At 69.3% G+C, this 21,639-nt stretch carries 19 protein-coding genes; 7 read left to right on the forward strand and 12 right to left on the reverse strand.

Annotated elements, in window-relative coordinates; all coding sequences use genetic code 11:
• Positions 1-23 precede the first annotated feature (23 nt).
• From JNO54_RS12720 to JNO54_RS12735, 4 genes are all read right to left on the reverse strand, one after another.
• Complete coding sequence (locus JNO54_RS12720; RefSeq protein ID WP_204144224.1) at positions 24-1,073, reverse strand: acyltransferase family protein; 1,050 nt, start codon at positions 1,071-1,073, stop codon at positions 24-26.
• Positions 1,074-1,107: 34 nt separating this feature from the next.
• Complete coding sequence (locus JNO54_RS12725) at positions 1,108-2,184, reverse strand: acyltransferase family protein (protein WP_204144225.1); 1,077 nt, start codon at positions 2,182-2,184, stop codon at positions 1,108-1,110.
• 533 nt (positions 2,185-2,717) lie between these two features.
• The gene (locus JNO54_RS12730) at positions 2,718-4,112 is read right to left on the reverse strand and encodes a sugar transferase (RefSeq protein WP_204144226.1); all 1,395 of its coding nucleotides are present in this window, start codon (positions 4,110-4,112) and stop codon (positions 2,718-2,720) included.
• A gap of 74 nt (positions 4,113-4,186) precedes the next feature.
• The gene (locus tag JNO54_RS12735; protein ID WP_204144227.1) at positions 4,187-4,396 is read right to left on the reverse strand and encodes a hypothetical protein; all 210 of its coding nucleotides are present in this window, start codon (positions 4,394-4,396) and stop codon (positions 4,187-4,189) included.
• Positions 4,397-4,634: 238 nt separating this feature from the next.
• Here JNO54_RS12735 and JNO54_RS12740 point away from each other — a divergent pair, with 238 nt between their 5' ends.
• Positions 4,635-6,854, forward strand: a complete 2,220-nt coding sequence (locus JNO54_RS12740) for an NADP-dependent isocitrate dehydrogenase (RefSeq protein WP_204144228.1) — start codon at positions 4,635-4,637, stop codon at positions 6,852-6,854.
• Between the two features lie 142 nt (positions 6,855-6,996).
• Positions 6,997-8,418: a tyrosine-protein kinase domain-containing protein gene (locus JNO54_RS12745; protein ID WP_204144229.1), complete on the forward strand. Its 1,422-nt coding sequence runs from the start codon at positions 6,997-6,999 to the stop codon at positions 8,416-8,418.
• Positions 8,419-8,440: 22 nt separating this feature from the next.
• Here JNO54_RS12745 and JNO54_RS12750 read toward each other — a convergent pair whose 3' ends face one another.
• The 3 genes from JNO54_RS12750 to JNO54_RS12760 are packed head-to-tail and all read right to left on the reverse strand — an operon-like array spanning position 8,441 to position 11,086.
• Positions 8,441-9,037, reverse strand: coding sequence for an arsenate reductase/protein-tyrosine-phosphatase family protein (locus JNO54_RS12750; RefSeq protein ID WP_204144230.1), 597 nt, complete (start codon positions 9,035-9,037; stop codon positions 8,441-8,443).
• A gap of 25 nt (positions 9,038-9,062) precedes the next feature.
• Positions 9,063-10,616 (reverse strand): acyltransferase family protein, encoded by a 1,554-nt coding sequence (locus JNO54_RS15035; RefSeq protein WP_372430732.1) that lies wholly within the window; start codon positions 10,614-10,616, stop codon positions 9,063-9,065.
• On the reverse strand, positions 10,556-11,086 hold the full coding sequence (locus JNO54_RS12760) for an acyltransferase family protein (protein ID WP_204144231.1): 531 nt from the start codon (positions 11,084-11,086) through the stop codon (positions 10,556-10,558). The genes JNO54_RS15035 and JNO54_RS12760 overlap by 61 nt, the downstream gene beginning before the upstream one ends.
• Positions 11,087-11,254: 168 nt before the next feature.
• On the opposite strand from JNO54_RS12760, the gene wecB reads away from it, so the two are divergent.
• The 3 genes from wecB to JNO54_RS12775 are packed head-to-tail and all read left to right on the forward strand — an operon-like array spanning position 11,255 to position 14,504.
• Positions 11,255-12,421, forward strand: coding sequence for a non-hydrolyzing UDP-N-acetylglucosamine 2-epimerase (wecB, locus tag JNO54_RS12765; RefSeq protein WP_068313323.1), 1,167 nt, complete (start codon positions 11,255-11,257; stop codon positions 12,419-12,421).
• Positions 12,418-13,509, forward strand: coding sequence for a glycosyltransferase family 4 protein (locus JNO54_RS12770; RefSeq protein ID WP_204144232.1), 1,092 nt, complete (start codon positions 12,418-12,420; stop codon positions 13,507-13,509). Before wecB ends, JNO54_RS12770 begins: the two co-directional genes overlap by 4 nt.
• The gene (locus tag JNO54_RS12775; protein ID WP_204144233.1) at positions 13,506-14,504 is read left to right on the forward strand and encodes a glycosyltransferase family 2 protein; all 999 of its coding nucleotides are present in this window, start codon (positions 13,506-13,508) and stop codon (positions 14,502-14,504) included. Before JNO54_RS12770 ends, JNO54_RS12775 begins: the two co-directional genes overlap by 4 nt.
• Here JNO54_RS12775 and JNO54_RS12780 read toward each other — a convergent pair.
• The 5 genes from JNO54_RS12780 to JNO54_RS12800 all read right to left on the reverse strand — a co-directional run bounded on the left by JNO54_RS12780 (position 14,454) and on the right by JNO54_RS12800 (position 19,560).
• On the reverse strand, positions 14,454-15,881 hold the full coding sequence (locus JNO54_RS12780; protein ID WP_204144234.1) for a lipopolysaccharide biosynthesis protein: 1,428 nt from the start codon (positions 15,879-15,881) through the stop codon (positions 14,454-14,456). The two genes, JNO54_RS12775 and JNO54_RS12780, sit on opposite strands and share 51 nt — an antisense overlap.
• A gap of 31 nt (positions 15,882-15,912) precedes the next feature.
• A complete protein-coding gene (locus tag JNO54_RS12785; protein ID WP_204144235.1) occupies positions 15,913-16,668 on the reverse strand; it encodes a WecB/TagA/CpsF family glycosyltransferase in 756 nt (251 codons plus the stop codon).
• A gap of 26 nt (positions 16,669-16,694) precedes the next feature.
• Entirely contained in the window at positions 16,695-17,153 is a 459-nt protein-coding gene (locus JNO54_RS12790; RefSeq protein ID WP_233703250.1) for a serine O-acetyltransferase, read from the reverse strand.
• Positions 17,154-17,297: 144 nt separating this feature from the next.
• A complete protein-coding gene (locus JNO54_RS12795; RefSeq protein ID WP_204144236.1) occupies positions 17,298-18,599 on the reverse strand; it encodes a hypothetical protein in 1,302 nt (433 codons plus the stop codon).
• A 55-nt stretch (positions 18,600-18,654) separates the two neighbouring features.
• Positions 18,655-19,560, reverse strand: coding sequence for a beta propeller repeat protein (locus JNO54_RS12800; protein ID WP_204144237.1), 906 nt, complete (start codon positions 19,558-19,560; stop codon positions 18,655-18,657).
• Positions 19,561-19,782: 222 nt separating this feature from the next.
• On the opposite strand from JNO54_RS12800, the gene aqpZ reads away from it, so the two are divergent.
• Together aqpZ and JNO54_RS12810 are read left to right on the forward strand one after the other, a co-directional pair.
• Complete coding sequence (gene aqpZ, locus JNO54_RS12805) at positions 19,783-20,538, forward strand: aquaporin Z (protein WP_204144238.1); 756 nt, start codon at positions 19,783-19,785, stop codon at positions 20,536-20,538.
• An 85-nt stretch (positions 20,539-20,623) separates the two neighbouring features.
• Positions 20,624-21,613 (forward strand): malate dehydrogenase, encoded by a 990-nt coding sequence (locus tag JNO54_RS12810; RefSeq protein ID WP_204144239.1) that lies wholly within the window; start codon positions 20,624-20,626, stop codon positions 21,611-21,613.
• Positions 21,614-21,639 lie beyond the last annotated feature (26 nt).

Here is a 21,639-nt window from a genome sequence, read left to right on the forward strand (position 1 = left end):
AGCTTGCGAGCCTCGAGACCCCGTCAGACCGGTCGACCCGCCAGCCGACGCTCGACCCCCTTCGGCGGGGCGAAGAGCCAGCCCGCGCCGACGCGCGTGGCGACCCACCACACGAGGACGGGGACGAGCACGCCCGTGACCGTGCCGACGACGAGATGGACGAGCCCGTCGCTCACCCCCACCTCGACCAGGGCGGCCCGGGTCAGCGAGCCGACGAGGATGTGGCCGAGGTAGATCTCCATGCTGCGCCGGCCGAGGGCGGCCACCGCACCGGTGCCGACGCTCCGGGCGAGGAGGGCGCTCACGGCCAGGACGAGGACGAGCCCGCTCACCGAGCCGAGGACCCCCCAGGCGAGCGGGACGGGTGAGCGGTCCGGGCTGGCCGCGGTCGGCATGGCGAAGTGGGCCACGGTGACCACCAGCGCGTAGAGGCCGCCCGCGACGACGACGGCAGCGGTGAGGGCCGCTACGCCGAGCCGCCGGACGAGCTCGGACAAGCGGTCCCCCCGCACCAGGGCGCCGGCGACGAAGAAGGGGGTGATCGCCAGGCCCTGGACGACCACGACGTTGGGCTCCCACCCCCAGACGAGCAGGGCCATCACCGACGTCGCGACGAGCAGGCCCCACCCACGCAGCGCGGAGGCCCAGGGGCGGGCGAGGACGACGAGCACGGTCGCGGCGAGCAGCCACGGCAGGAACCACAGCTGACCCTCGGGGCGCCACACCGTGAGCAGCTCCAGCGGTGAGGCCTGGTTGGCGGAGAAGGGGCCGCCGATGACCCGCGCCCCACGCTGCAGCAGGGTCCACAGCAGGTACAGCCAGACGAAGAGTGCGGCCCGGGAGGCGAGGTAGCGGGCAGCACCGGACTTCTCCACACCGCGGGCGACGAAGAGCCCGGAGAGGAAGGCGAAGACGACGATGTGCACGAGGTAGAGGGCGGGCATGAGCGCACCGCGCGCCTCGTCGTCGACCGTCTCGGCGTGCCACACGCCGACGATGGCGTGGCTGAGGACGATGAGGACGATCGTGATGCCCTTGGCGATGTCGACGGTCAGGTCCCGCGATCTGGCCACTCGTCCTCCTGTCACCGGTGCTCCCGGCCACACCCTAGGGCGCGGGCTGGCCCGACGGCTTGAGCGAGCGGTACCGGGCCCTGCCAAAGAGGTGTGCCGGGCGCTCGACGGCGAGGTAGAGGGCCCACGCGGCGAGCCCCACCGGCGGCAGGCACACGAGGATCCCCACGACAAGGGCGAGCCGGTCATCGATGACATGAGGCCGGACCACCTTCCCCAGCACCAGGACGATCGGCTGGTGAAGCAGGTAGAAGCTGTAGGCCCCGAGGCCCCAACGCTCGAGCGGGGTGCGCGCCATCCTCCCCCCGAGGTCGCTGACGACGAGGAGCAGCAGACAGCTCGAGGCCACGCCCCAGAGGACCGCCTGCCCCACCCGCATCTCTGCCGTGTTGGCACCTATGGCCACCAGACCGCTGACGAGCAGGGCAGGCCAGAGGACCCAGCTGGGAGGCACCCGACGATCCACGACGAGACGAGCGCATGCCATGCCCGCGACGAACTGGAAGAGACGCACCAGGAGGTTGTGCTCGTCGCTGACCGCGGCGCCGAGGGCGCCCGGGACGTCCACAGCTGTCAGGCCGACCGAGAGGACCGCCGTCCCGACGGCGAGGGGCATGACCCCCCAGCGTCGCGCGAAGAGCATGAGGAAGGGCATCAGCGCGTACAGCTGGACCTCGAGCGCGACGCTCCACAGCGACCCGTTGATCGTGCCGAACCGCGACGGGGTCCACGGCTGGAGGAGGACCGCGTGCCACGCCAGGTCACCGAGGGAGGCACGCTCCGCCACGATCATCCAGGCGGCGGGCGAGAGCGCCAGTGCTGCCGCCAGCGCCAGGGCGACGTAGTACGGAGGCAGGATCCTCGAGGCTCGGCGTCGGAGGAAGTTGGCCGTGTCGAGCTCTCTGCCCGTCACGAGCACCGGGAGGCTGAGCACGAACCCCGACAGCACGATGAAGACGTCGACCCCGTGCGAGCCGTTGGCGAGGAGCTCGGGCAGCTTCAGGGGCAGATCCTGCAGCTCCCAGTAGGCCGCGAGGTGGCAGACGAAGACAGCCAGTGCGGCCAGGATCCGGAGGGCGTCTAGGCCGACGACGTGGTGCACCCTGCCCATCAGCCTCATCGCCCCGGTCGGCCTGATCGTCGGCCTCCTGGTAGCGACCGGGATCGGATGGCTGGCACCTCAGCGACCCGTGGTGGCTCCTGCGGTGGCCGCCGTCGTCCTGCTCCTCGGGGTCACCGCCCTCCACCCGGTGGCGGTCCCGCTCTTGGCGCTGCCTCTGCTCTACGGCGCCGCGCGGCTCAGCGTGGGCGGGACTGACGTGTCCGTCTCGGACGCGGCCCTTGGGGTCACCACTCTGACCGTCCTCGTCTACTCGCGCCACCCACCCAGCCCTGCCCTGCGGTCCCTGCTCTGGCTCACGGCCCCGTACCAGACCGCGACCCTCTTCACCGTGACCGCCAACCCCTTCCGGCTGCGCAACTACCGAGCTGCCTTCCACACCCTCGGTGCCCCACAACCTGCAGACCCTCCGCCAGAACGTCGCGGCCTGCGGCGACCGGTGCGTGGTCCACGAGGCAGCGCTCGCCCCGCAGGCGGGGCTCGCCACTTTCCTCAGGGCGCACTGCGGCGTCGGCGAGCGTCCATCAGTAGGCACCTTCCTTGCGGATGACGGCCGCGAGGGTCCGCCAGAGGATGAGGAGGTCCTGGGCGACCGACCAGTTCTCCACGTAGTAGAGGTCGAAGCGCACCGACTCGTCCCAGGTGAGGTCGCTGCGTCCGTTGATCTGCCAGAGCCCGGTCATCCCGGGCTTGACGAGCAGCCGACGACGGACGTCGTCCCCGTACTGCGAGACCTCGTGCGGCAGCGGCGGCCGAGGACCGACGAGGCTCATCTTCCCCGCGAGCACGTCGAAGAGCTGCGGCAGCTCGTCGATCGAGTACCGGCGGATGAACCGGCCGAAGGGGGTGACCCGCGGGTCGTCCTCCATCTTGAAGAGAACTCCCCGCTCCTCGGCGCCGGCGTGCCTGGCCCGGAGCTCCTCGAGTCGCTCCTCGGCGTCGACGACCATGGAGCGGAACTTCGTCATCCTGAAGATCTCGCCGTCAAGACCGACCCGCTGCTGCCGGAAGAAGACCGGCCCGCCGTCCGACAGCTTGATGACGGCGGCCACGACGAGCATGAGCGGGGAGAAGACGACGAGGAGGAGCAGCGCGCCGACCCAGTCGATCACCGACTTCAGCGCGAGCCGTGGGCCGGTGAACTTCGGCGCCTCGACGTGCAGCAGCGGCAGGCCCGCGACCGGCCGCGTGAGGACCCTCGGCCCAGCGATCTCGGTCAGGCCTGGGGAGACCACGAGGTCGATGTCGCTGCCCTCGAGGGACCACCCCAGTCTCCGCAGGCCAGCCACCCCCAGCCCATGGGTGCTCGAGCAGGCCACGACGTCGACCCCGAGGTCGATGGCAACCCGGCCGGCCTCACGCTCGGTCCCGAGCACAGAAACCCCGTGGATGGCGCTCTCCGTCGTGGAGCTGCACGCTCCGATGACCCGGTAACCGGCCTCGGGCACGCTGGCGAAGACCTCGACCAGCTCGCCGACCGCGGCGGCGTGCCCGACGACGAGGACGTCGTGGCTGAGCTCGCCGGCCGTGCGGCGTCCCCCGAGCCACTTGCGCCACACCCTCCGGGCGGCCCACAGGCCGAGGATCCCCGCGGGGAGGGCCAGCAGAATGTAGCCCCTCGCCACATCGACCTGGAGGGCGAAGGCCAGCATCGCGACGCCGGCGAAGACCCTCAGCGAGGTGGTGCCGATGATCCGGTACTCCGCGGCCCCGTGACCGAGGATGTGCGCGTCGTAGGCGCCATGGAGGCGCAACGTCAGCCACCAGATCACGGTCAGCGCCGCGCTGAACGTCGTGTAGCTCAGGGTGAAGCTCTCGGCGCTGGCGGCGACGTCGGTGCGTCCCTCGGCACCGAAGCGGACCACCTGAGCACCGAACGTCGCCCACGCGATGACGAGCAGGTCGGTGATCGCGAGCATCACCTGCAGGGGGCGCAGTGCCTGGCGCCCCGCTCCGACATCTGCCCCGACGACGGGGGCAGGCCTGATCAAGGTCAGCCTCGACGCAGCGACAGCGCGTCGGCCATCGGGGCCTCGGCGAGGCGGATGGCCTCAGCCATCCGACCCCGCGTCACGCCTCGCTCGGCCGAACGGCGACGCAGCTCGGCCAGCCGGTCTTCGTGGGTGATCCGTGGCCGCTCGGCGGCCTCCCGGTTGGCGCGGCGGATCATGAGCGAGCTCGCGGTGAAGCCCACGACAGGCATCGCTGCCCCCCCCGCGAACATCAAGCTCTCGACGTGCACCAGAACCTCCCCAAGACGAACAGCCCGTGACCCATGTGATGGATCCCCGCCGGACTGCCACAACTGCCCCGCTGACTTTACCAACTACTGACCATTCCTTGCCAATTCTAAGACAAGCCGGTGTCGGCGCCCCCCTGCCCGGCCCCGTGGGAGGATCGAGACCAGCACCACACCCCAACTCTTCAACGGAGGGAACCGCATGAGCACGTCCAAGATCATCTGGACCCAGATCGACGAGGCGCCGGCCCTGGCCAGCTACTCGCTGCTGCCGATCGTCCAGGCCTTCACCAAGGGCACCGGCGTCGAGGTCGAGACGAGCGACATCTCCCTCTCCGGCCGTATCCTCGCCCAGTTCCCCGAGCGCCTCACCGACGAGCAGCGCGTGCCCGACAACCTGGCCGCTCTCGGCGAGCTGACCCAGTCGCCCGAGGCCAACATCATCAAGCTGCCGAACATCTCTGCCTCCGTCCCGCAGCTGAAGGCCGCCATCGCGGAGCTGCAGGAGCAGGGCTACGACATCCCCGACTACCCCTCCGACCCGAGCACCGACGAGGAGAAGGACGTCCAGGCCCGCTACGCCAACGTCCTCGGCTCCGCCGTCAACCCGGTCCTGCGCGAGGGCAACTCCGACCGACGCGCCCCTCAGTCGGTCAAGAACTTCGCCAAGAAGCACCCGCACCGCCTCGGCCCCTGGACCGCCGACAACAAGGCGCAGGTCGTCTCGATGAGCGGCGACGACTTCTACGGCAACGAGCAGTCCGTCGTCATGCCCGCCGACGACACCCTCGCGATCACCCTCGTCACCCCGCAGGGCGACACCGTGCTCAAGGACGGTGTCGACGTCCTCGCCGGCGAGATCGTCGACGGCACCTTCATGTCGGCGAAGGCCCTCCAGGCCTTCTACGCCGAGCAGATCGAGGCTGCCAAGGCCGAGGACCTGCTCCTCTCGCTGCACCTCAAGGCGACGATGATGAAGGTCTCCGACCCGGTCCTCTTCGGCCACGCCGTGCGCGTCTGGCTCGGCGACGTCATGACCAAGCACGCCGACTCCCTCAAGGAGGCCGGCGTCAACCCCAACCTCGGGCTCGGCTCGCTCTACTCCGCGATCGAGTCCCTCCCCCAGGAGAAGCAGGACGAGATCCGCGCCGACATCGACGCGGTCTTCGCCGAGCGCCCGGCGCTCGCGATGGTCGACTCCGACAAGGGCATCACCAACCTCCACGTCCCGAGCGACGTCATCATCGACGCCTCGATGCCCGTCGTCATCCGCGACTCCGGCCAGATGTGGAACGCGAAGGGCGAGCAGCAGGAGACCCTCGCGATGGTCCCCGACCGCAGCTACGGCCCGATGTACCAGGCCGTCGTCGAGGACCACAAGAAGCACGGCGCCCTCGACCCGGCGACCATCGGCAGCGTCCCCAACGTCGGTCTCATGGCGCAGAAGGCCGAGGAGTACGGCTCGCACCCGACGACCTTCGTCATCCCCGCAGCAGGCACCGTCAAGGTCACCAACGGCGCCGGCGAGACCCTCATGGAGCATGACGTCGCCGAGGGCGACATCTGGCGCATGTCCCGGGTCCGCGACATCCCGGTCCGTGACTGGGTCAAGCTCGCCGTCACCCGTGCCCGCGCGACCGGCGCCCCGGCAGTCTTCTACCTCGACGAGCAACGCGCCCACGACCGCAACGTCATCGCGAAGGTCGAGGAGTACCTCAACGAGCACGACACCGACGGCCTGGAGATCAAGATCCTCGCACCGGTCGAGGCGATCACCTACTGCCTCGAGCAGATCCGCGCCGGCAAGGACGCGATCTCGGTGACGGGCAACGTCCTGCGCGACTACCTCACCGACCTCTTCCCCATCCTTGAGCTCGGCACGAGCGCGAAGATGCTCTCGATCGTCCCGCTGCTCAACGGCGGTGGCCTCTTCGAGACCGGCGCCGGCGGGTCCGCCCCGAAGCACGTCCAGCAGTTCCTCAAGGAGAACTACCTCCGCTGGGACAGCCTGGGTGAGTTCTTGGCGCTCGGCGCCTCCCTGGAGCACCTCGCGACGACGCAGGACAACCCGAAGGCGCAGGTCCTCGCCGACACCCTCGACGAGGCCATCGCGCGGTTCCTCGACGAGAACAGGTCGCCGGCCCGCAAGCTCGGCTCGATCGACAACCGCGGCAGCCACTACTACCTCGCCCTCTACTGGGCCGAGGCGCTCGCCGCCCAGTCGAAGGACTCCGAGCTCGCCGAGCGCTTCGCCCCCGTCGCCGAGGCCCTCGCGAGCAACGAGGACACGATCAACACCGAGCTCATCGACGCCCAGGGCAGCCCGGTCGACCTCGGCGGCTACTACCGCCCGGACCCGGCCAAGGCCTCCGCGGCCATGCGGCCCTCCGCCACCCTCAACGGGATCATCGACGGCATGTGACCTGCGGACACGACGGACGAAGGGGGCGCCCCCCGGCACGGTGGGCCGTCCCCTTCATCTGTGCCGGGTATGGGAGGACATACTGTCCCCTGGGCCGTCCACCGACACATTGGGGGCGACGAATGACGACGAAGGGACACCGATGGAGCTGCAGGAGTACTTCCGGATCTTGCGGAAGCGCTGGCCCGTCATCGCGCTGACCCTGCTGCTCACCATCGGTGCCGCCGCGGCGTACACGATCCTCGCTCCCAAGTCCTACGAGTCGAAGACCGCCCTCTTCGTCTCTACGTCGGCATCTGAAGGTGCCGACTCCCTGCTGCAGGGCAGCAGCTTCACCCAGCAGCGCGTGAAGTCCTATGCCGACGTGATCAAGAGCCCCGTCGTCCTCGACCCGGTGATCGACGAGCTCGGGCTCGACGTCCCCTCGGAGGTCCTCGAGCAGCGGGTAACGACGAACGTGCCGCTGGACACGGTGCTCATCGAGGTGGCTGTCCGCGACAACGACCCGCAGACCGCCGCCGACATCGCGGAGGGGATCGCGGACCAGTTCATCCGAACCGTCGGCGAGATCGAGACCTCCCGTGGCGACCGCTCCGCACCGATCACTGTCACCGTGACGCGTCCCGCTGCCGTACCGACCGTCCCGGTCAGCCCCAACCCGCTGCTCAACCTCGCCCTGGGCGGTGTCCTGGGCCTCCTGCTCGGCCTCGTCCTGGCGCTCATCCGCGACATGCAGGACACCTCGATCAAGACCGAGAAGGAGGTGCGGGAGGTCACCGAGGAGCCCATCATCGGTGCCATCCACTTCGACGCGCAGGCGCCAAAGCACCCCCTCGTCGTCCAGGACGACGCGCACAGCGTCCGCGCGGAGGCATTCCGGGCGCTGCGGACGAACCTCCAGTTCGTCGACGCCGCCCACGAGATCCGCACGATCGTCGTGACCTCGTCGCTGCCTGGTGAGGGCAAGACGACGACGACCGCCAACCTCGGCGTGACGATGGCCGAGGCCGGGAGCTCGGTCTGCATCATCGAGGCCGACCTGCGTCGCCCCCGGCTGCTCGACTACCTCGGCATGGACGGCACTGTCGGGCTGACAAACGTCCTCATCGGCGAGGCCGACCTCGACGACGTTCTCCAGCCCTTCGGCACCGGCCGGATGGAGATCCTCGGTGCCGGCCCGATCCCCCCGAACCCCAGCGAGCTGCTCGGGTCGCCCCAGATGCGCCACACGCTCGACGAGCTCGAGCGCCGCTTCGACTACGTCCTCCTCGACGCACCGCCGGTCCTGCCGGTCACCGACGCCGCCGTGCTCGGCCGCATCTGCGACGGCACGATCCTCGTCGCCGGGTCGGGCGTCATCAAGAAGGAGCACCTCTCGCGCGCTCTCGAGGCGCTCGGCCGCGTCAACGCCTCGGTCCTCGGGATCATCGTCAACCGCATCCCGACGAAGGGCGTCGATGCCTACAGCTACTACGGCGAGGGCTACCAGGCGCTCCCATCGGCAGACACCTCGGAGACGTCACTGCGTCGCCGGACCCGGACCGCCCGAGGTCACAAGGTCTGAGAGCCACCGGGCTCCTGTCGGCTCAGCGCGTCCGGTGGCCACCCAGCGCGCGCTCGAGTCCGGGGCGGAGCACGTCGACCTCACGAGACATCTGCGCGAAGACCTCCGGACCGCGCCGAAATGGGTCGGTGACGTCAACCTCGACAGGGTCCCTCGGGGAAACGAGACCGCGGCGCTGGGCGACGCCCTGGGTGATCTCGCTCAGCCACTTCGCGGGGTCGTCGGTGCGGGGCATCTTCTCGTCGGGGAGGCTCGAGGCGAGGTGGACGAAGTCGCCGAGCGCAAAGGTGTAACGCAAGGCTCGCGGGTGGAGTGAGGCGACAGGGCCCCGGTGAGCCCGGGTGGCTGTGAGGACGAGCGCGGAGGACGCGACGTGGTCCTTGACGAGCTGCCGGGCCTTGAATCCCTCTGTCCTCACCCCGGCGCATCGGAGGATCTCCTCGGTGCCTGGGTCCATACCCCGCCCGGCGAGGGCTCCCGTCCCAGCGCTGTGGACCTCGACGGCACCGGCCCCCCACGCCTTGTCGACGACCTGCTGGATGACCCGCTCCATGTAGGGCGAGCGGCAGACGTTGCCCGTGCACACGACGAGGATCCGGGGCACTGTCTCGCTGCTCACGCGGTCACCCTATCCGCGCTGAGCTTCACGGAACCGGAATCCCCGAGGCCTCCCAGCGGGTCTGGAAGCGCTTCGCCAGGGCACGTGCCCCCGTGTCGGTCAGGTGGTCCCGATCCGAGTAGAGAAGGATGGATCCGGCGATCGCGTAGCAGCGGTTGGCGCACACGAGATCGTGACCGTCGAGTACCCCTACCGGCGACTCCCGACCCGCGTCGAGGTCTGCGCCTAGCAGTGCGGCGTGGTCGAAAGGGTAAGCACCGTCGGCGGGCAACGAGCATGGAGCGACGTCGTCGAGGTTCTCGGCCAGGCACGTCGCGGGAGAGCGGACCCAGTGGGGCGTCTCGGAGACGATGAGCACGGGGACGTCCGGCAGGTCATTGATGAGCTCTCGTTCCCACCCGAGCCACTCGTCAACCGAGGGGGCGACACCGAGGTCATCGAAGTATCCCGCGTCGTTGTGGGAGACGACGATGACGTCGGGCGGCACAGCGCGTAGCCCCATGAGGAGATCCTCCCGCCATGGTTGACACTCGGGATGAGGACGTCCTGAGTCGTAGTGGGTGATGGGTGCGGCAAACACGGGGCAGGCGTTGCGGAGGTACGTATCGACGGTGAAGCCCTCGTCCTCGCCGATCTCGTCGAGTGTCGGTTGCAGATGACCAGCGTGGGAGTCCCCGATAAGAGCGACGCTGGCTGCGGACCCGTCGGTGTCGCCCCCGCGGCAGCGCTCGAGCTGAGCCTCGTCGTCGGTCGGTGTGAGGTCCGTGCAGCCGCTGAAGATCGCCGCTCGCGACGGGCTCGCGAGACTGTCCGAGATGTTCAGCGGCACCGCGCGTGGCGCCTCCAGACGCTCAGGAATCTGTCCGCCTACAAAGGTCGGCACGGTCTCCGTCGAGGTCAGGGTGAAGGCGGCCGGGACGACGGCCAGCACCCCAGCCACGACCATCGAGGTCACCACGCCGAAGGAGACGAGCCGCCACGGCTTCTGGCTGCATGCTCCGGCACGCCGGGTGGGCTGCTCGACATAGCGATACGTGAGGCCGGCCAGCAGGACCGAGAGTGCTACCGCACCCAGGGTCTCCCACACCGTCAGGGGCTGACCGGAGGCAAGGGTCGGGATGACGAGCACGGGCCAGTGCCAGAGGTAGAGCGAGTACGAGACATCGCCGAGCAATATGATGACCTTGGGGAACGACCTCCGCGGCGCGCTCAGGCTCGTACTCGTGCTCCACTGCGGATCTCCTCCCGCGAGCAGCAGGGCTGCTCCCGCGGTGGGAACGATCGCGACCCAGCCCGGATAGGCCCAAGACGCGTCCAGGGTGAAGATCGACCATGAGACCGCCACGCTGCCCAGAACTGCTGCCCAGGGCCTGAAGCGGGGAGACATCCTCCGGTGCAGCGGCACGAGCGCGAGGCACGCTCCGAGCCCCAGCTGCCAGGCCCGGGTCGGCAGGCCGTAGTACGCGAGGGACGGCAGGATCGGGGTGACCACGACGGACAGTGCGAACGATCCCGCGGTCAGGACGAGAAGACAGCCACCCACCCAACGGAGAGAGGCTCTGACCCGCCACGCGAGCATGAGAGCCAGCGGGACGAAGAGGTAGAACTGCTCCTCCACCGCGAGCGACCAGAAGTGAAGGGCTGGAGACGGCTCGTCCTCGGCGAAGTACCCACCCTGTTCGCGATGAACCACAGATTCGCCGCGTAGGCACTGGCCGCGGCCAGGTCGGCGAGCGCCGGCCCGGCGGTCACCGCGTCGACGAGGAGCAGCAGGGCCAGCGCTGTCACACCGACGGTCAGCAGTGCCGCGGGCAGCAGTCGCGCCACACGACGGGCGAGGAATCTGCGCCAGCTGATGCGTCCGTCGTCGATGAGCTCGCGGGCCAGGAGCCCGACGATGAGATAGCCGCTGATGACGAAGAAGACGTCGACTCCGACGAAGCCGCCGGGCAGCGGCATCCCGGCGTGGAAGGCGACGACGGCGACGACCGCCAGCGCTCTGAGTGCCTGGATGTCCTGACGGGGCGCGGAGCGCCGATGCGATGTCACGAGCGGAGATTGCAAGGACGATGCAGCGGATCGACGGACCGGGCGCGTCTATGCACTTGGGGACCTTGTTTCACCACCTGCGCCTCTGACCTGGGCGAAGGGGGTAGCGTCTCCGAAGGCTCGCCACGTGGCGACCGCTCCGCAACGGGTCCGAGAGTGCAAGGGGACATGGGTACACCGCGAGTCATGTGCGTCTACGGGACGCGTCCGGAGGCCATCAAGGTGGCACCCGTCATCAAGGAGCTCGAGCGCAGCACGCGGCTCGAGCCCCTCGTGGCCGTCACCGGGCAGCACCGGGAGATGCTCGATCAGGTCAACTCGCTCTTCGACATCGCGCCCGAGCACGACCTCGACCTTATGCGACCGGGTGCCACGGTCGCGCAGATCACGGCGCTCGCGATCCACCGCGTGACCGAGCTCATCGAAGAGGTCCGGCCGGACGCCGTCATGGTGCAGGGCGACACGACGAGCGCCTTCGCCGCGGCTCTGGCCGGTTTCTACGCCCGGGTCCCCGTGGTGCACCTCGAGGCCGGGCTGCGAACCCGGGACATCAACACCCCCTTCCCCGAGGAGGCCAACCGGCGACTGACCGCGCCGATCTCGACGCTACATCTCGCCCCGACGGAGCGGGCGCGTCGTCATCTCCTCCACGAGGCCATCGATCCTTCGGAGATCGTCATCACGGGCAACACCGTGATCGACGCGCTCCGACGCGCCACCGCCGTGCCCGCGACGATCCAGGACGAGCGCGTCGCCGAGGCGATCGCCGCCGATGGGCCCCTCCTCCTCGTGACGACGCACCGTCGCGAGTCCTGGGGCAATCGCATGGAGGAGGCCATGGAGGCCGTCGCGAGCCTCGCTCGGCAGCGCCCCGATCTCCGGGTCGTCCTGCCGATGCACCGCAACCCCGTCGTTCGTGACGTCATCGCCCCTGTGCTGGATAGCCTGCCCAACGTCGTGCTCACCGAGCCGATGAGCTACCACGAGTTCACGACCGTGCTCGCCGCGAGCACGCTCGTGCTCACCGACTCCGGGGGCGTGCAAGAGGAGGCCCCGAGTCTCGGCAAGCCGGTCCTCGTCATGCGGGACAGCACCGAACGTCCCGAGGCGATCGATGCCGGGGTCGTCCGGCTCGTGGGCACGGAGCTCGACCGCATCCGCTTCGAGGTCAACCATCTCCTCGACGACGTCGACGAGTACGAGAGCATGGCCAACGCCGTCAATCCCTACGGGGACGGCCACGCCGCGGAGCGTGCCGAGGCCGCGATCGCCGAGCTCCTCGGGGTCGGCGAGCGACTGCCCGACTTCTCGCTGCGGCGCCTCGCCGCCACATGACGCGCGTCCTCGTCGCCTCCCCGCCGGTGGACGCGATCGGCGGGGTGGCTCAGCACACCCGTCTCGTGACGACGGGACTGCCGGACGCGCGACCCTTCGACCAGTGGTGGCCGCTGTCTGTGCGCTCGCAGAGCTCCCTCGTCCGGCTGGGGATCCACCTCCTCGGACTGGCCCGCTGGACGGCAGCCCTGCTCGTGCACCGACCGGAGGTCGTCCACCTTCAGATGTCTGCACCTGGGGCGCGACGTGACCTGCTGTACCTCCGGATCGCACACGCCCTGCGACGCCCAGTCGTCGCGCACCTCCACACTTCCGGCTTCCTCGACGACGAGTCGCCCGACCAGGACGCCGACCGTGCCCTCGACGAGGCGTTGAGCCGCGCAGAGACGGTCCTCGTGATGTCTGAACCTGTCGCCGCTCACATCCGGGAGCACCGTCCGCGACGGAGCGGCGTGGTGCGGGTGCTGCCGAACCCTGCGTCGAACGTCGACACCGCTGCGCCCGAGCGGGCCGCGCACGCAGACCCCGTCCGCGTTCTCACCGTAGGTGAGATCAACGAGCTCAAGCAGATGTCTGCCATCCTCAGCGAGGTGGAGGCACTGCGCTCGGAGGGGGTCGAGATCGAGTACCACGTTGTCGGACCGTGGGGTCCCCTGCCGGATGCCGAGCGTCGCCACCTCGAGCACAGTGACGCGTGCGTGCTGCACGGCACCCAGCGTGGGCCGGCACTCACGGAGCTCTACGACCGGGCAGACGTCTTCGTTCTCTTCTCCCGGAACGAGGCCGAGCCGCTCTCCCTCCTCGAGGCGATGGGCCGTGGGCTCCCCTGCATCGCGCCTGCAGTCGGCTCCATCCCGAGCCTGCTCGTCCCCGTCCCGGGGAACGTCGTCGTCCCGGCCGGTGATCGCTCCTCGCTCCGCGAGGGTTTGCGTCAGCTGGCCGAGGACCCTGCGCAGCGCGCGCAGGTCGGAGCCGCCAACGCCAGCTGGGTCCGGGAGCACAGGTCACCGGCCGTCCATCTGACCCAGCTGGCGGCGATCTACGCGGATGCCGCCAGTCCTCGACCTCAGGAGAAGATCGGCCCATGACCTCCGGACCCGAAGTCTCCGTCATCATCCCGACGATCGTCCGTGATCTCGAGAGCCTCGACACCGCGGTCACGTCGGCGCTGACCCAGGACCCGCCTCCCGTCGAGGTCATCGTCGTCGATGACCGCGTCGGCCAGCCCGCGCTCGTCCTGGGCGACGACGAGCGGGTCCGGGTGATCCTCAACGCGGGGCCGCACGGGCCCGCGGGCGCTCGGAACTGCGGGGTCGCCGCGGCCAGGGGTGAGCTGGTGGCTTTTCTCGACGACGACGACCGATGGCTGCCGGGCAAGCTCGCGGCTCAGCTGGCCCAGCTGGCCGCCGCGGACGACCCAGGCTGCGTCGTGGTCGGCACCCGGGCGCGCGTCCTCGCCAGGACAGGCACCTGGTTGACCCCGGAAGAGCTTCCTGACCCCAGCCTCAGCGTTGTCGAGGATCTTTTCCTCCAGCCTGAGGTCAGGCGCGCTCGGTCACGCGGGACGTGGACGTCCACCATGCTGGCACCTCGCTCGATGGTTCTCGCCGTCCTGTTCGACACGGAGCTCACCAACTGGGAGGACGTCGACTGGCTCGTGCGGATGACGGACCAGGGCTGCACGTTCGTCGTGTGCCCTGAACCCTTGGTCGAGGTCCGTCACGATCTCGGTGAGGCACCCTCGCAGAGTCACCGAGCGCGTGCCGACGCGAGCCGGTCATGGGCCGATCGTGTCATCGCACCGCGCAGTCGCAGGGCCCACCACAACTTCCTCCTGACGTACGTCGTGCGTCTCCTCGTCGCCGAGGGGCGGCGAGCCGAGGCTGTCCGTCTGGGGCTGCGGACAGCGAGTTCTCGGGATGTCGACGTCAGGCCCCTGGTGAAGTTCATCAGCGCCGTCGCTCTCACTGATCGCATGACGTCTCGGCTGGCAAACCTCAGCAGTGGGTCATTCCGCGGGAGCAGCGCCGGGTCAGCGCGCAACCGGTCGGTTGCGCAGGAGGACGAGACCTCCGACGCCTGAGGCGACGAGGACCGAGATCGCGCTCGCGATCAGGAAGCCGATCAGCCCCTGCTCCAGGTGGGCCCAGGACGACACGGTCGCCAGAGCCACCAGGGTGAGCGGTACAGGCAGGTGACTACCGATGAACCTCCAGCTCTCGTCCACCCCGAGGGCCTGGGCCACGAGACGTAGATACCCCACGGCGTAGACGGCCGACCCGACCACGCACAGAGCCGCGACGACCCACAACGGACCGCCAACGACGATGACGACAGACGCGAGAACCAACTTCACGAGGATGGCGACAACCGTCACTCGCGGCACTCGACGGTGCAGACCCACCGCAAGCAGGGCTGCGTTGCTGGCGGTCGCCGTCCCGACGAAGGATGCTCCCGCGCAGACGAATGCCACCACGGGAAGGGCCTCCTCGTACTCCGTGAGGAACACGGCGGTGAGGACGCCCATCCCGACCCACGACAAGGGCACGACCAGGCCTAGAGCTGCCTCCACCACCCTCATGACGCGAGTGACCGACGGGGTACGGACATCGAGATGCCCATCTCGTGCGTGCGCCTCCAGCGTCTGCGGGTGTGCCGCTGCGGCTGCTCCGTCACTCACCGCCACGACAGCGTTGGCCGTGAGCATCGCGATGCCGTAAATGGCCAGAGCCACATCACCGAGGCCCGCACCTACGACGAGCTGCTCGATGTTGACGAGCAGGAATGCTGTGACGAGCAGCAGGGACATGGGGATCCCCGCGGGAACAAGCATCGTGAAGGCTCGGGGACGGGGTGTGACGAGCGCGGGTAGAGGAACGCGACGAGCACTCACGAGGATCGGTGGGAGGTAGCTGATCGCCAGGGCCCCCAGGGCGCCCAGAAGTCCTGACGTCCACGCCCCCAGCGGGACCAGCGTGACCCAGACGAGCACCTGCGAGAGCTGGGCCAGCATCGTGAGTCGAAACTCCCCCAGAACCCGGAGCCACCCGCGCGCCGAGAACCAGGTCGACTGGAGAACGGCAGAGAGAGCGACGAAGCCCAGGACCGTGGCCGTCCTGCTCGATCCCACTCCCCAGGCGACGATCGCCCCGAGGAGCAGGACCAGGGAGAGTCCGAGAGCGGGGACCATCCTGGCACCCGCCATGTCGCGCAGTTCGCGGTCAGCATCGGTCCACCTCTGCGACCCGCGCGCGGCCGACGCCCGCTGCTGACCGATCACCCCGGTGCTGACGTCGGCGTAGGTGCTGAAGTTCGTCAGCACGTTCGTGAGGTTGAGGACTCCGAAGTCTCCCGGTCGCAACAGACCTGCGACGAGCAGGGTGCGCACGGCCTGCCCGGCCACCATCGAGTAGTTGCCCAGCGTCGATGACGAGATCCCGCGCGCACCCAGCCGGCTCACGACGGGCGTCCTCGACGCGTGACGACGAGACTCACCGGGGTCGGATGCGCTGCCGCAGCACCAGCGCGATGAACCGGGTGTTGCCGAACAGGTACCTCTTCCAGAGGCGCCGCGGCTCGCTCATGAGCCGGTGGAGCCACTCCAGTCCCATGCGCTGGGCCCAGCGAGGAGCACGGCTGATCTCCCCCGCGATGACATCGAACGAACCTCCGATGCCGACGACGAGGCAGTCACCCCAGTGATCCCGATACTCGTCGAACAACTCTTCCTTCATGGGACTATGGAGCCCGATAAAGGCCACCCGCGCCCCCGAGGCACGAACACCCGCGACCGCGGCCTCTTCCTCACCCCTGATGTAGCCGTCGCGGAACCCAGCCACCTCGAGCCCTGGGTGCGCCTCCTCAAGGACCCTCACGGCGCGAGCGATGATCTCCGCCCGGGCCCCGAGGAAGTACACGGGCCAACCGTTGTCGACGGCCATGTCGAGCATAGGCCCCACGAGATCGATCCCCGTGACTCGCTCTGGCAGCCCGTCACCCAGGACTCTCGACGCCCACACCACCGACATCCCGTCCGCGTTGACGAGGTCGGCCTCCCTGAGTGTGCGCGCGAAGTTGGCGTCGTCCTGGGCGTCGACGATCTTCGAGGCGTTGACCCCGGCGGCGTGCCGGGGACCACCGAGGCGGACCAGCTCGGAGCACCGTGCCACGGTCTGTCGGGTGTCCACCCGGTCGATGGCGATGCCTCCGACGTCGACGCGGTCCCGGCCGGGACGGTCACCTGCCACGTCGTGCGATGACCTGTGCGGCCCTGTCATGGTGTCTTCTCCGGTGTCTGCTCGATGAGGCGCATCCCCATCCCCACTGCGATCATCCCCGGCGGGACGTCCTTGACGACCGTTGTGTTGGCACCGATCCGAGCGCCGTCCCCGACGGAGATCCCCCCGACGACGACTGCACCTGCCGAGATCGTGACGTCGTCGCCGATGGTCGGAGCACCCCGGTCATAGACGTGCCCGATGGTGACCTGCTGGTTGATCCAGCAGTTCTTCCCGATCCGGGCGGCCCCGATGGTCGTGGCGAAGCCGTGCTGGATGAACAGGCCGGGACCGATCTCGTCCGCTCGGACGAACAACGTGCACTGGCCCGGATAGAACCGTCGGACCAGGTGGGACGCGACCTTCAAGGGCAACGAGGCGCGGTCGAGGCGGTAGTAGAAGATGTTGCGAAACTCGGGTGTGCGATGGCCGCAGGCCCTGACGACGGCGGCCACACCCGGAGGAGCACCCCATCGATAGACCTCGCTGAAGCGACGCGCATCTGCGTCGATCAGTGCCCGCGTCGTCGCAGGTGCCATGAGGTAGAGCGCCACGAGCGGCAGCCGCAGGACCGTCCGAAGGAGCATCACGCGTCAAACCTACGCCCCACCAGACGGCTGGGGGCTCTCTACCCAGCGGTCTGTCTGCGCGCCCTCCAGATCGTGCTCATCGGGGTCGGGCTGAGAGAGCCGGGCGCGCTCCGACGTGTCGACGGCGAAACCGACAGCACTCACCATGAGACCCACGCCCATGGCAGCAGCGCCCAGGTTCCACGACACCTCCAACGGCGCGATCACCGCCATCGCGATGAGCGTGGCGAGCGCGAAGACAGACCCGTCGTCGCGGAGGTCGAGACGCAGTGCCGCCAGGAGCATGACGAAGAAGATGGTCAGACCGATCGCTCCCGTGTGCGACAGGAGATGGGGCGCCTGCCCATGCTCATGGCTCACGAAGAAGTTGATCTCGCTGTTGGCGTAGACCCGCACCATGGTGTCGGCTCCGGAGCCAATGGCGACCGCCACACCATGGAACTCGTCCCGGATGGCGTCGTAGATGACCCCACGGCTCGTCAGCTCGCTCCCCGAGGCGGTCAGGAAGACCAGCAGCGACACCCCCAGACCAGCCGCCGGGAGCATCTTCCAGACTGCGGGGAAGTAGACCCCTCGCTGAGCCCTCCGCGACGTGCACAGGAAGAAGACGATGAGCACGGCCATGGCGAGCAACGAGGCACGGCTGGCAGTTGCCAGGCACATCACCACGACGAGGACGGTTGATACCACCCTGCGCAGGGCAGACGTCTGGGCTGCGAGGGCGGGGAACAGCCCGATCGTCGCCGCAGCGGCGAGGTTCTCGTGCTCGAAGAAGCCTGTCGCCATCCCGCCGAAGATCCCGCACTTGTCGGCGCGGCACGGTTGCTGGCCGATCTCCGGCAGGCCAAGACTGATGAGCAGGCTCACGACGATCATCACGTCACGAACGAGGTCGAGCCGTTGGATGGTGAGGCGATTCGGCGGGTCCGCGAGAACTGCCGCGGTTCCTGCGACCACCAGCACCTGGACGATCATCGTGTTCTGGGTCCCGGAGCGCTGGAGCACCCACACCGCCGCGATCCACCACGCGACGAAGCCCATCCACAGCACCGCGTACAGCGACCGGGGATCCTGCCGGAACCGCGTCCTGATCAGTGCCAACCCGGTCAGGGCAAGGACCACTGCAAGAGTGAGCAAGGTGACCCACCGCGAGTAGCTCGACGAAGAGACGTAGGTGAAGCCACCCGAGGCGGACGCCACGACCCGGGTGCCGTCGATGACACGACTGGTGAACTGCTCCAGCAGGTAGCCCACGATGATCGTGAGGACGACCAGTCCGCCGAGCGACTGTCGTCCACGTTGGGGAGTCACCGGTAGAGCTCCGATCCGTCAAGGCTGATGGGGTCATCATGCCCCAGGCCGACAGCTAGGAGAGGGTCCAGCCGGTCGCGTCCGAGGTCACCCGCGTCTTGCTCTGACCGGAAACCCAGCCACCCTCCTCGGCGACCGCGACGGCGGCCGGTGCGGACACCCCTTCGACGCAGGCCGTCTCGCTCCCGAGGTCGAGCGACTCGCCGAGGTCACCGGTCCTCACGCCGACCCCCTCGCAGCCGTCCGACGTCAGGAGCACCGCGACCTGGTCGTCCCGGACGGCCAGGCTCACCGCGCCGTCGACGTCACCGGCGTCGGCCCAGGTCTGGCCGGCGTCAGCGGTGCGACGGACCGATCCGTCGTCGCAGAGGACGAGGGCGAGCTGACCGTCGGCGGCGCTGAGAGCCACGGCGTCGCCTGCCGCGCAGGCCTTCGCGGGACGGCCGCCCGGGACGAGGACCTCGGGCCCTGCCTCCGGCCACAGACCCCACGTCGCCGTCGCCGGTCCGGGTCCGCTGAAGGTCGCCCCGCCGTCCGCCGTCGTGAGGACCGCCGGCTCGCAGTCGTCGTCGGCGACGACCGCGAAGCCCTGCTGCTCGCTCATCATCCGCACGCGCAGGACGCTCCTCGCCTGCACCTCGGTAGCCTCCCACGTCGCGCCGCCGTCATCGGTGCGCTCGACCTCGGCGGTCGTCGGGCCGTCCGTCGTGCACGGGGCATAGGCGGAACGAAGGGCATGGGAGGCGCTCGCCGCGTCAAGGAGGACCGTCGACGCCTGGCTCTCCGGCGACGGGGCCGGGGTCGGGCTCGAGGTGGACGAGGTCGCGCTCGTCGTCTGCGCCGGGCGCTGGGGCCGGGCGGTGTCGCTCTCGCCTCCGACGAGCCCGAGCGCCCAGGCCACGAGGAGGATGTCCGCCAGGACCATGGCGATCAGCCCCGCCATTCCCCACCGTGTGCTCATCCGTCTCTCCTCATCCCTGCTCACCGGTCGGCCGCAGGCTGCGTCGAAGGCTATCGCCCGCGACGCCGCAGGCCGCGCCCCCGCGCCGAGGGCCGGCAGATCGTGCGGGCGACGCAGCGTTTGGGCACACTGGTCTCGTCGTGATACAGGGCACCTGCGGTGCCCCCTCGACACAGCTGTCGGACGACCACCTCACCCTCGACCTGCAGGAGCAGATCACTCATGCGTACCCCTAAGCTCGCCCACCGCCTCGGTGCCGAGGCCCTCGGCACCTTCTGGCTCGTCCTCGGCGGCTGCGGCAGCGCGATCTTCGCCGCGCAGCACATGGCGGACGACACCGACACCGGTCTCGGGATCGGCTTCGTCGGCGTCTCGCTCGCCTTCGGTCTGACCGTCCTGACGATGGCGTACGCCGTCGGCCACGTCTCCGGCGGACACTTCAACCCGGCCGTGACGATCGGTGCTGCGATTGCCAAGCGATTCGCCTGGAAGGACGTCCCGGCCTACATCGGGACCCAGGTCGTCGCCGGCCTGCTCGCCGGTGGCGTGCTCTACGCCATCGCCTCCGGCAAGGACGGCTTCGACGCCGGCGCCGGCTTCGCAGCCAACGGCTACGCCGAGCACTCCCCCGGCGGCTACAGCCTCGTCGCGGTCCTCATCGCCGAGGTCGTCCTCACCGCCTTCTTCCTCTACGTCATCCTCGGCGCCACGGACGGGCGGGCACCGGTCGGCTTCGCCCCGATCGCGATCGGTATGGCGCTGACGCTCATCCACCTCATCTCCATCCCGATCAGCAACACCTCCGTCAACCCGGCCCGTTCCACGGCGGTCGCCTTCTTCCAGGACGGCGCAGCGGGGCAGCTGTGGCTCTTCTGGGTGGCGCCGATCGTGGGTGCCGCCATCGCCGGAGCCACCTACGCCTTCATCACCGGTGAGGACCGCTCCGGCGTCGACATCGAGGTGAAGATCCGCGACTGATCCTCGCAGGCCGGGGGCCCGGCCGGCCCGTCTCCGCACTAGGGTGGAGAGGTAACTGCCGCCGTACGAAGGGGTTCGAGTCCCAGTGAGCACCACTCCCGTCAAGGTCGCCGTCACCGGCGCCGCCGGCCAGATCGGCTACAGCCTTCTCTTCCGCATCGCCAGCGGCTCCATCTTCGGCCCGGACACCCCGGTCGAGCTGCGCCTGCTCGAGATCACCCCCGCCCTCAAGGCGCTCGAGGGTGTCGTCATGGAGCTCGAGGACTGCGCCTTCCCGACCCTCGCCGGTGTCGAGATCGGCGACGACCCGGAGAAGGTCTTCGACGGCGTCAACCACGCCCTGCTCGTCGGCGCCCGCCCCCGCGGTCCCGGCATGGAGCGCGGTGACCTCCTCGAGGCGAACGGCGGGATCTTCGCGCCGCAGGGCGCGGCCCTCAACAAGGTCGCGGCCGACGACATCCGGGTCACCGTCACTGGCAACCCCGCGAACACCAACGCGCTCATCGCGATGAGCAACGCTCCCGACATCCCCAAGGAGCGCTTCTCCGCGCTGACCCGCCTCGACCACAACCGGGCGATCAGCCAGCTCTCCGCCAAGCTCGGCGTCCCGGTCACCGAGATCAAGAAGATGACGATCTGGGGCAACCACTCCGCCACCCAGTACCCGGACCTCTTCAACGCCGAGGTTGGCGGCAAGAACGCCGCCGAAGCGGTCGGCGACCAGGAGTGGCTGGAGGGCACCTTCATCCCCACCGTCGCCAAGCGCGGCGCGGCGATCATCGAGGCGCGCGGTGCGTCCTCCGCCGCGTCGGCCGCCTCGGCGACCGTCGACCACGCCCGCGACTGGGCCCTCGGCACCCCCGAGGGTGACTGGGTCTCGATGTCGGTCGTCTCCGACGGCTCCTACGGCGTCCCGGAGGGCCTCATCAGCTCCTTCCCGGTCACCGTCTCCGGTGGCGAGTGGAGCATCGTCCAGGGCCTCGACGTCAACGACTTCTCCCGCTCGAAGATCGACGCGTCGGTCGCCGAGCTCGAGGAGGAGCGCGAGGCGGTCAAGGGTCTCGGCCTCATCTGAGCCGACCTCCCGCACAGACCGAAGGG

It is taken from the genome of Janibacter endophyticus (genome assembly GCF_016888335.1).
GTDB lineage: Bacteria > Actinomycetota > Actinomycetes > Actinomycetales > Dermatophilaceae > Marihabitans > Marihabitans endophyticum.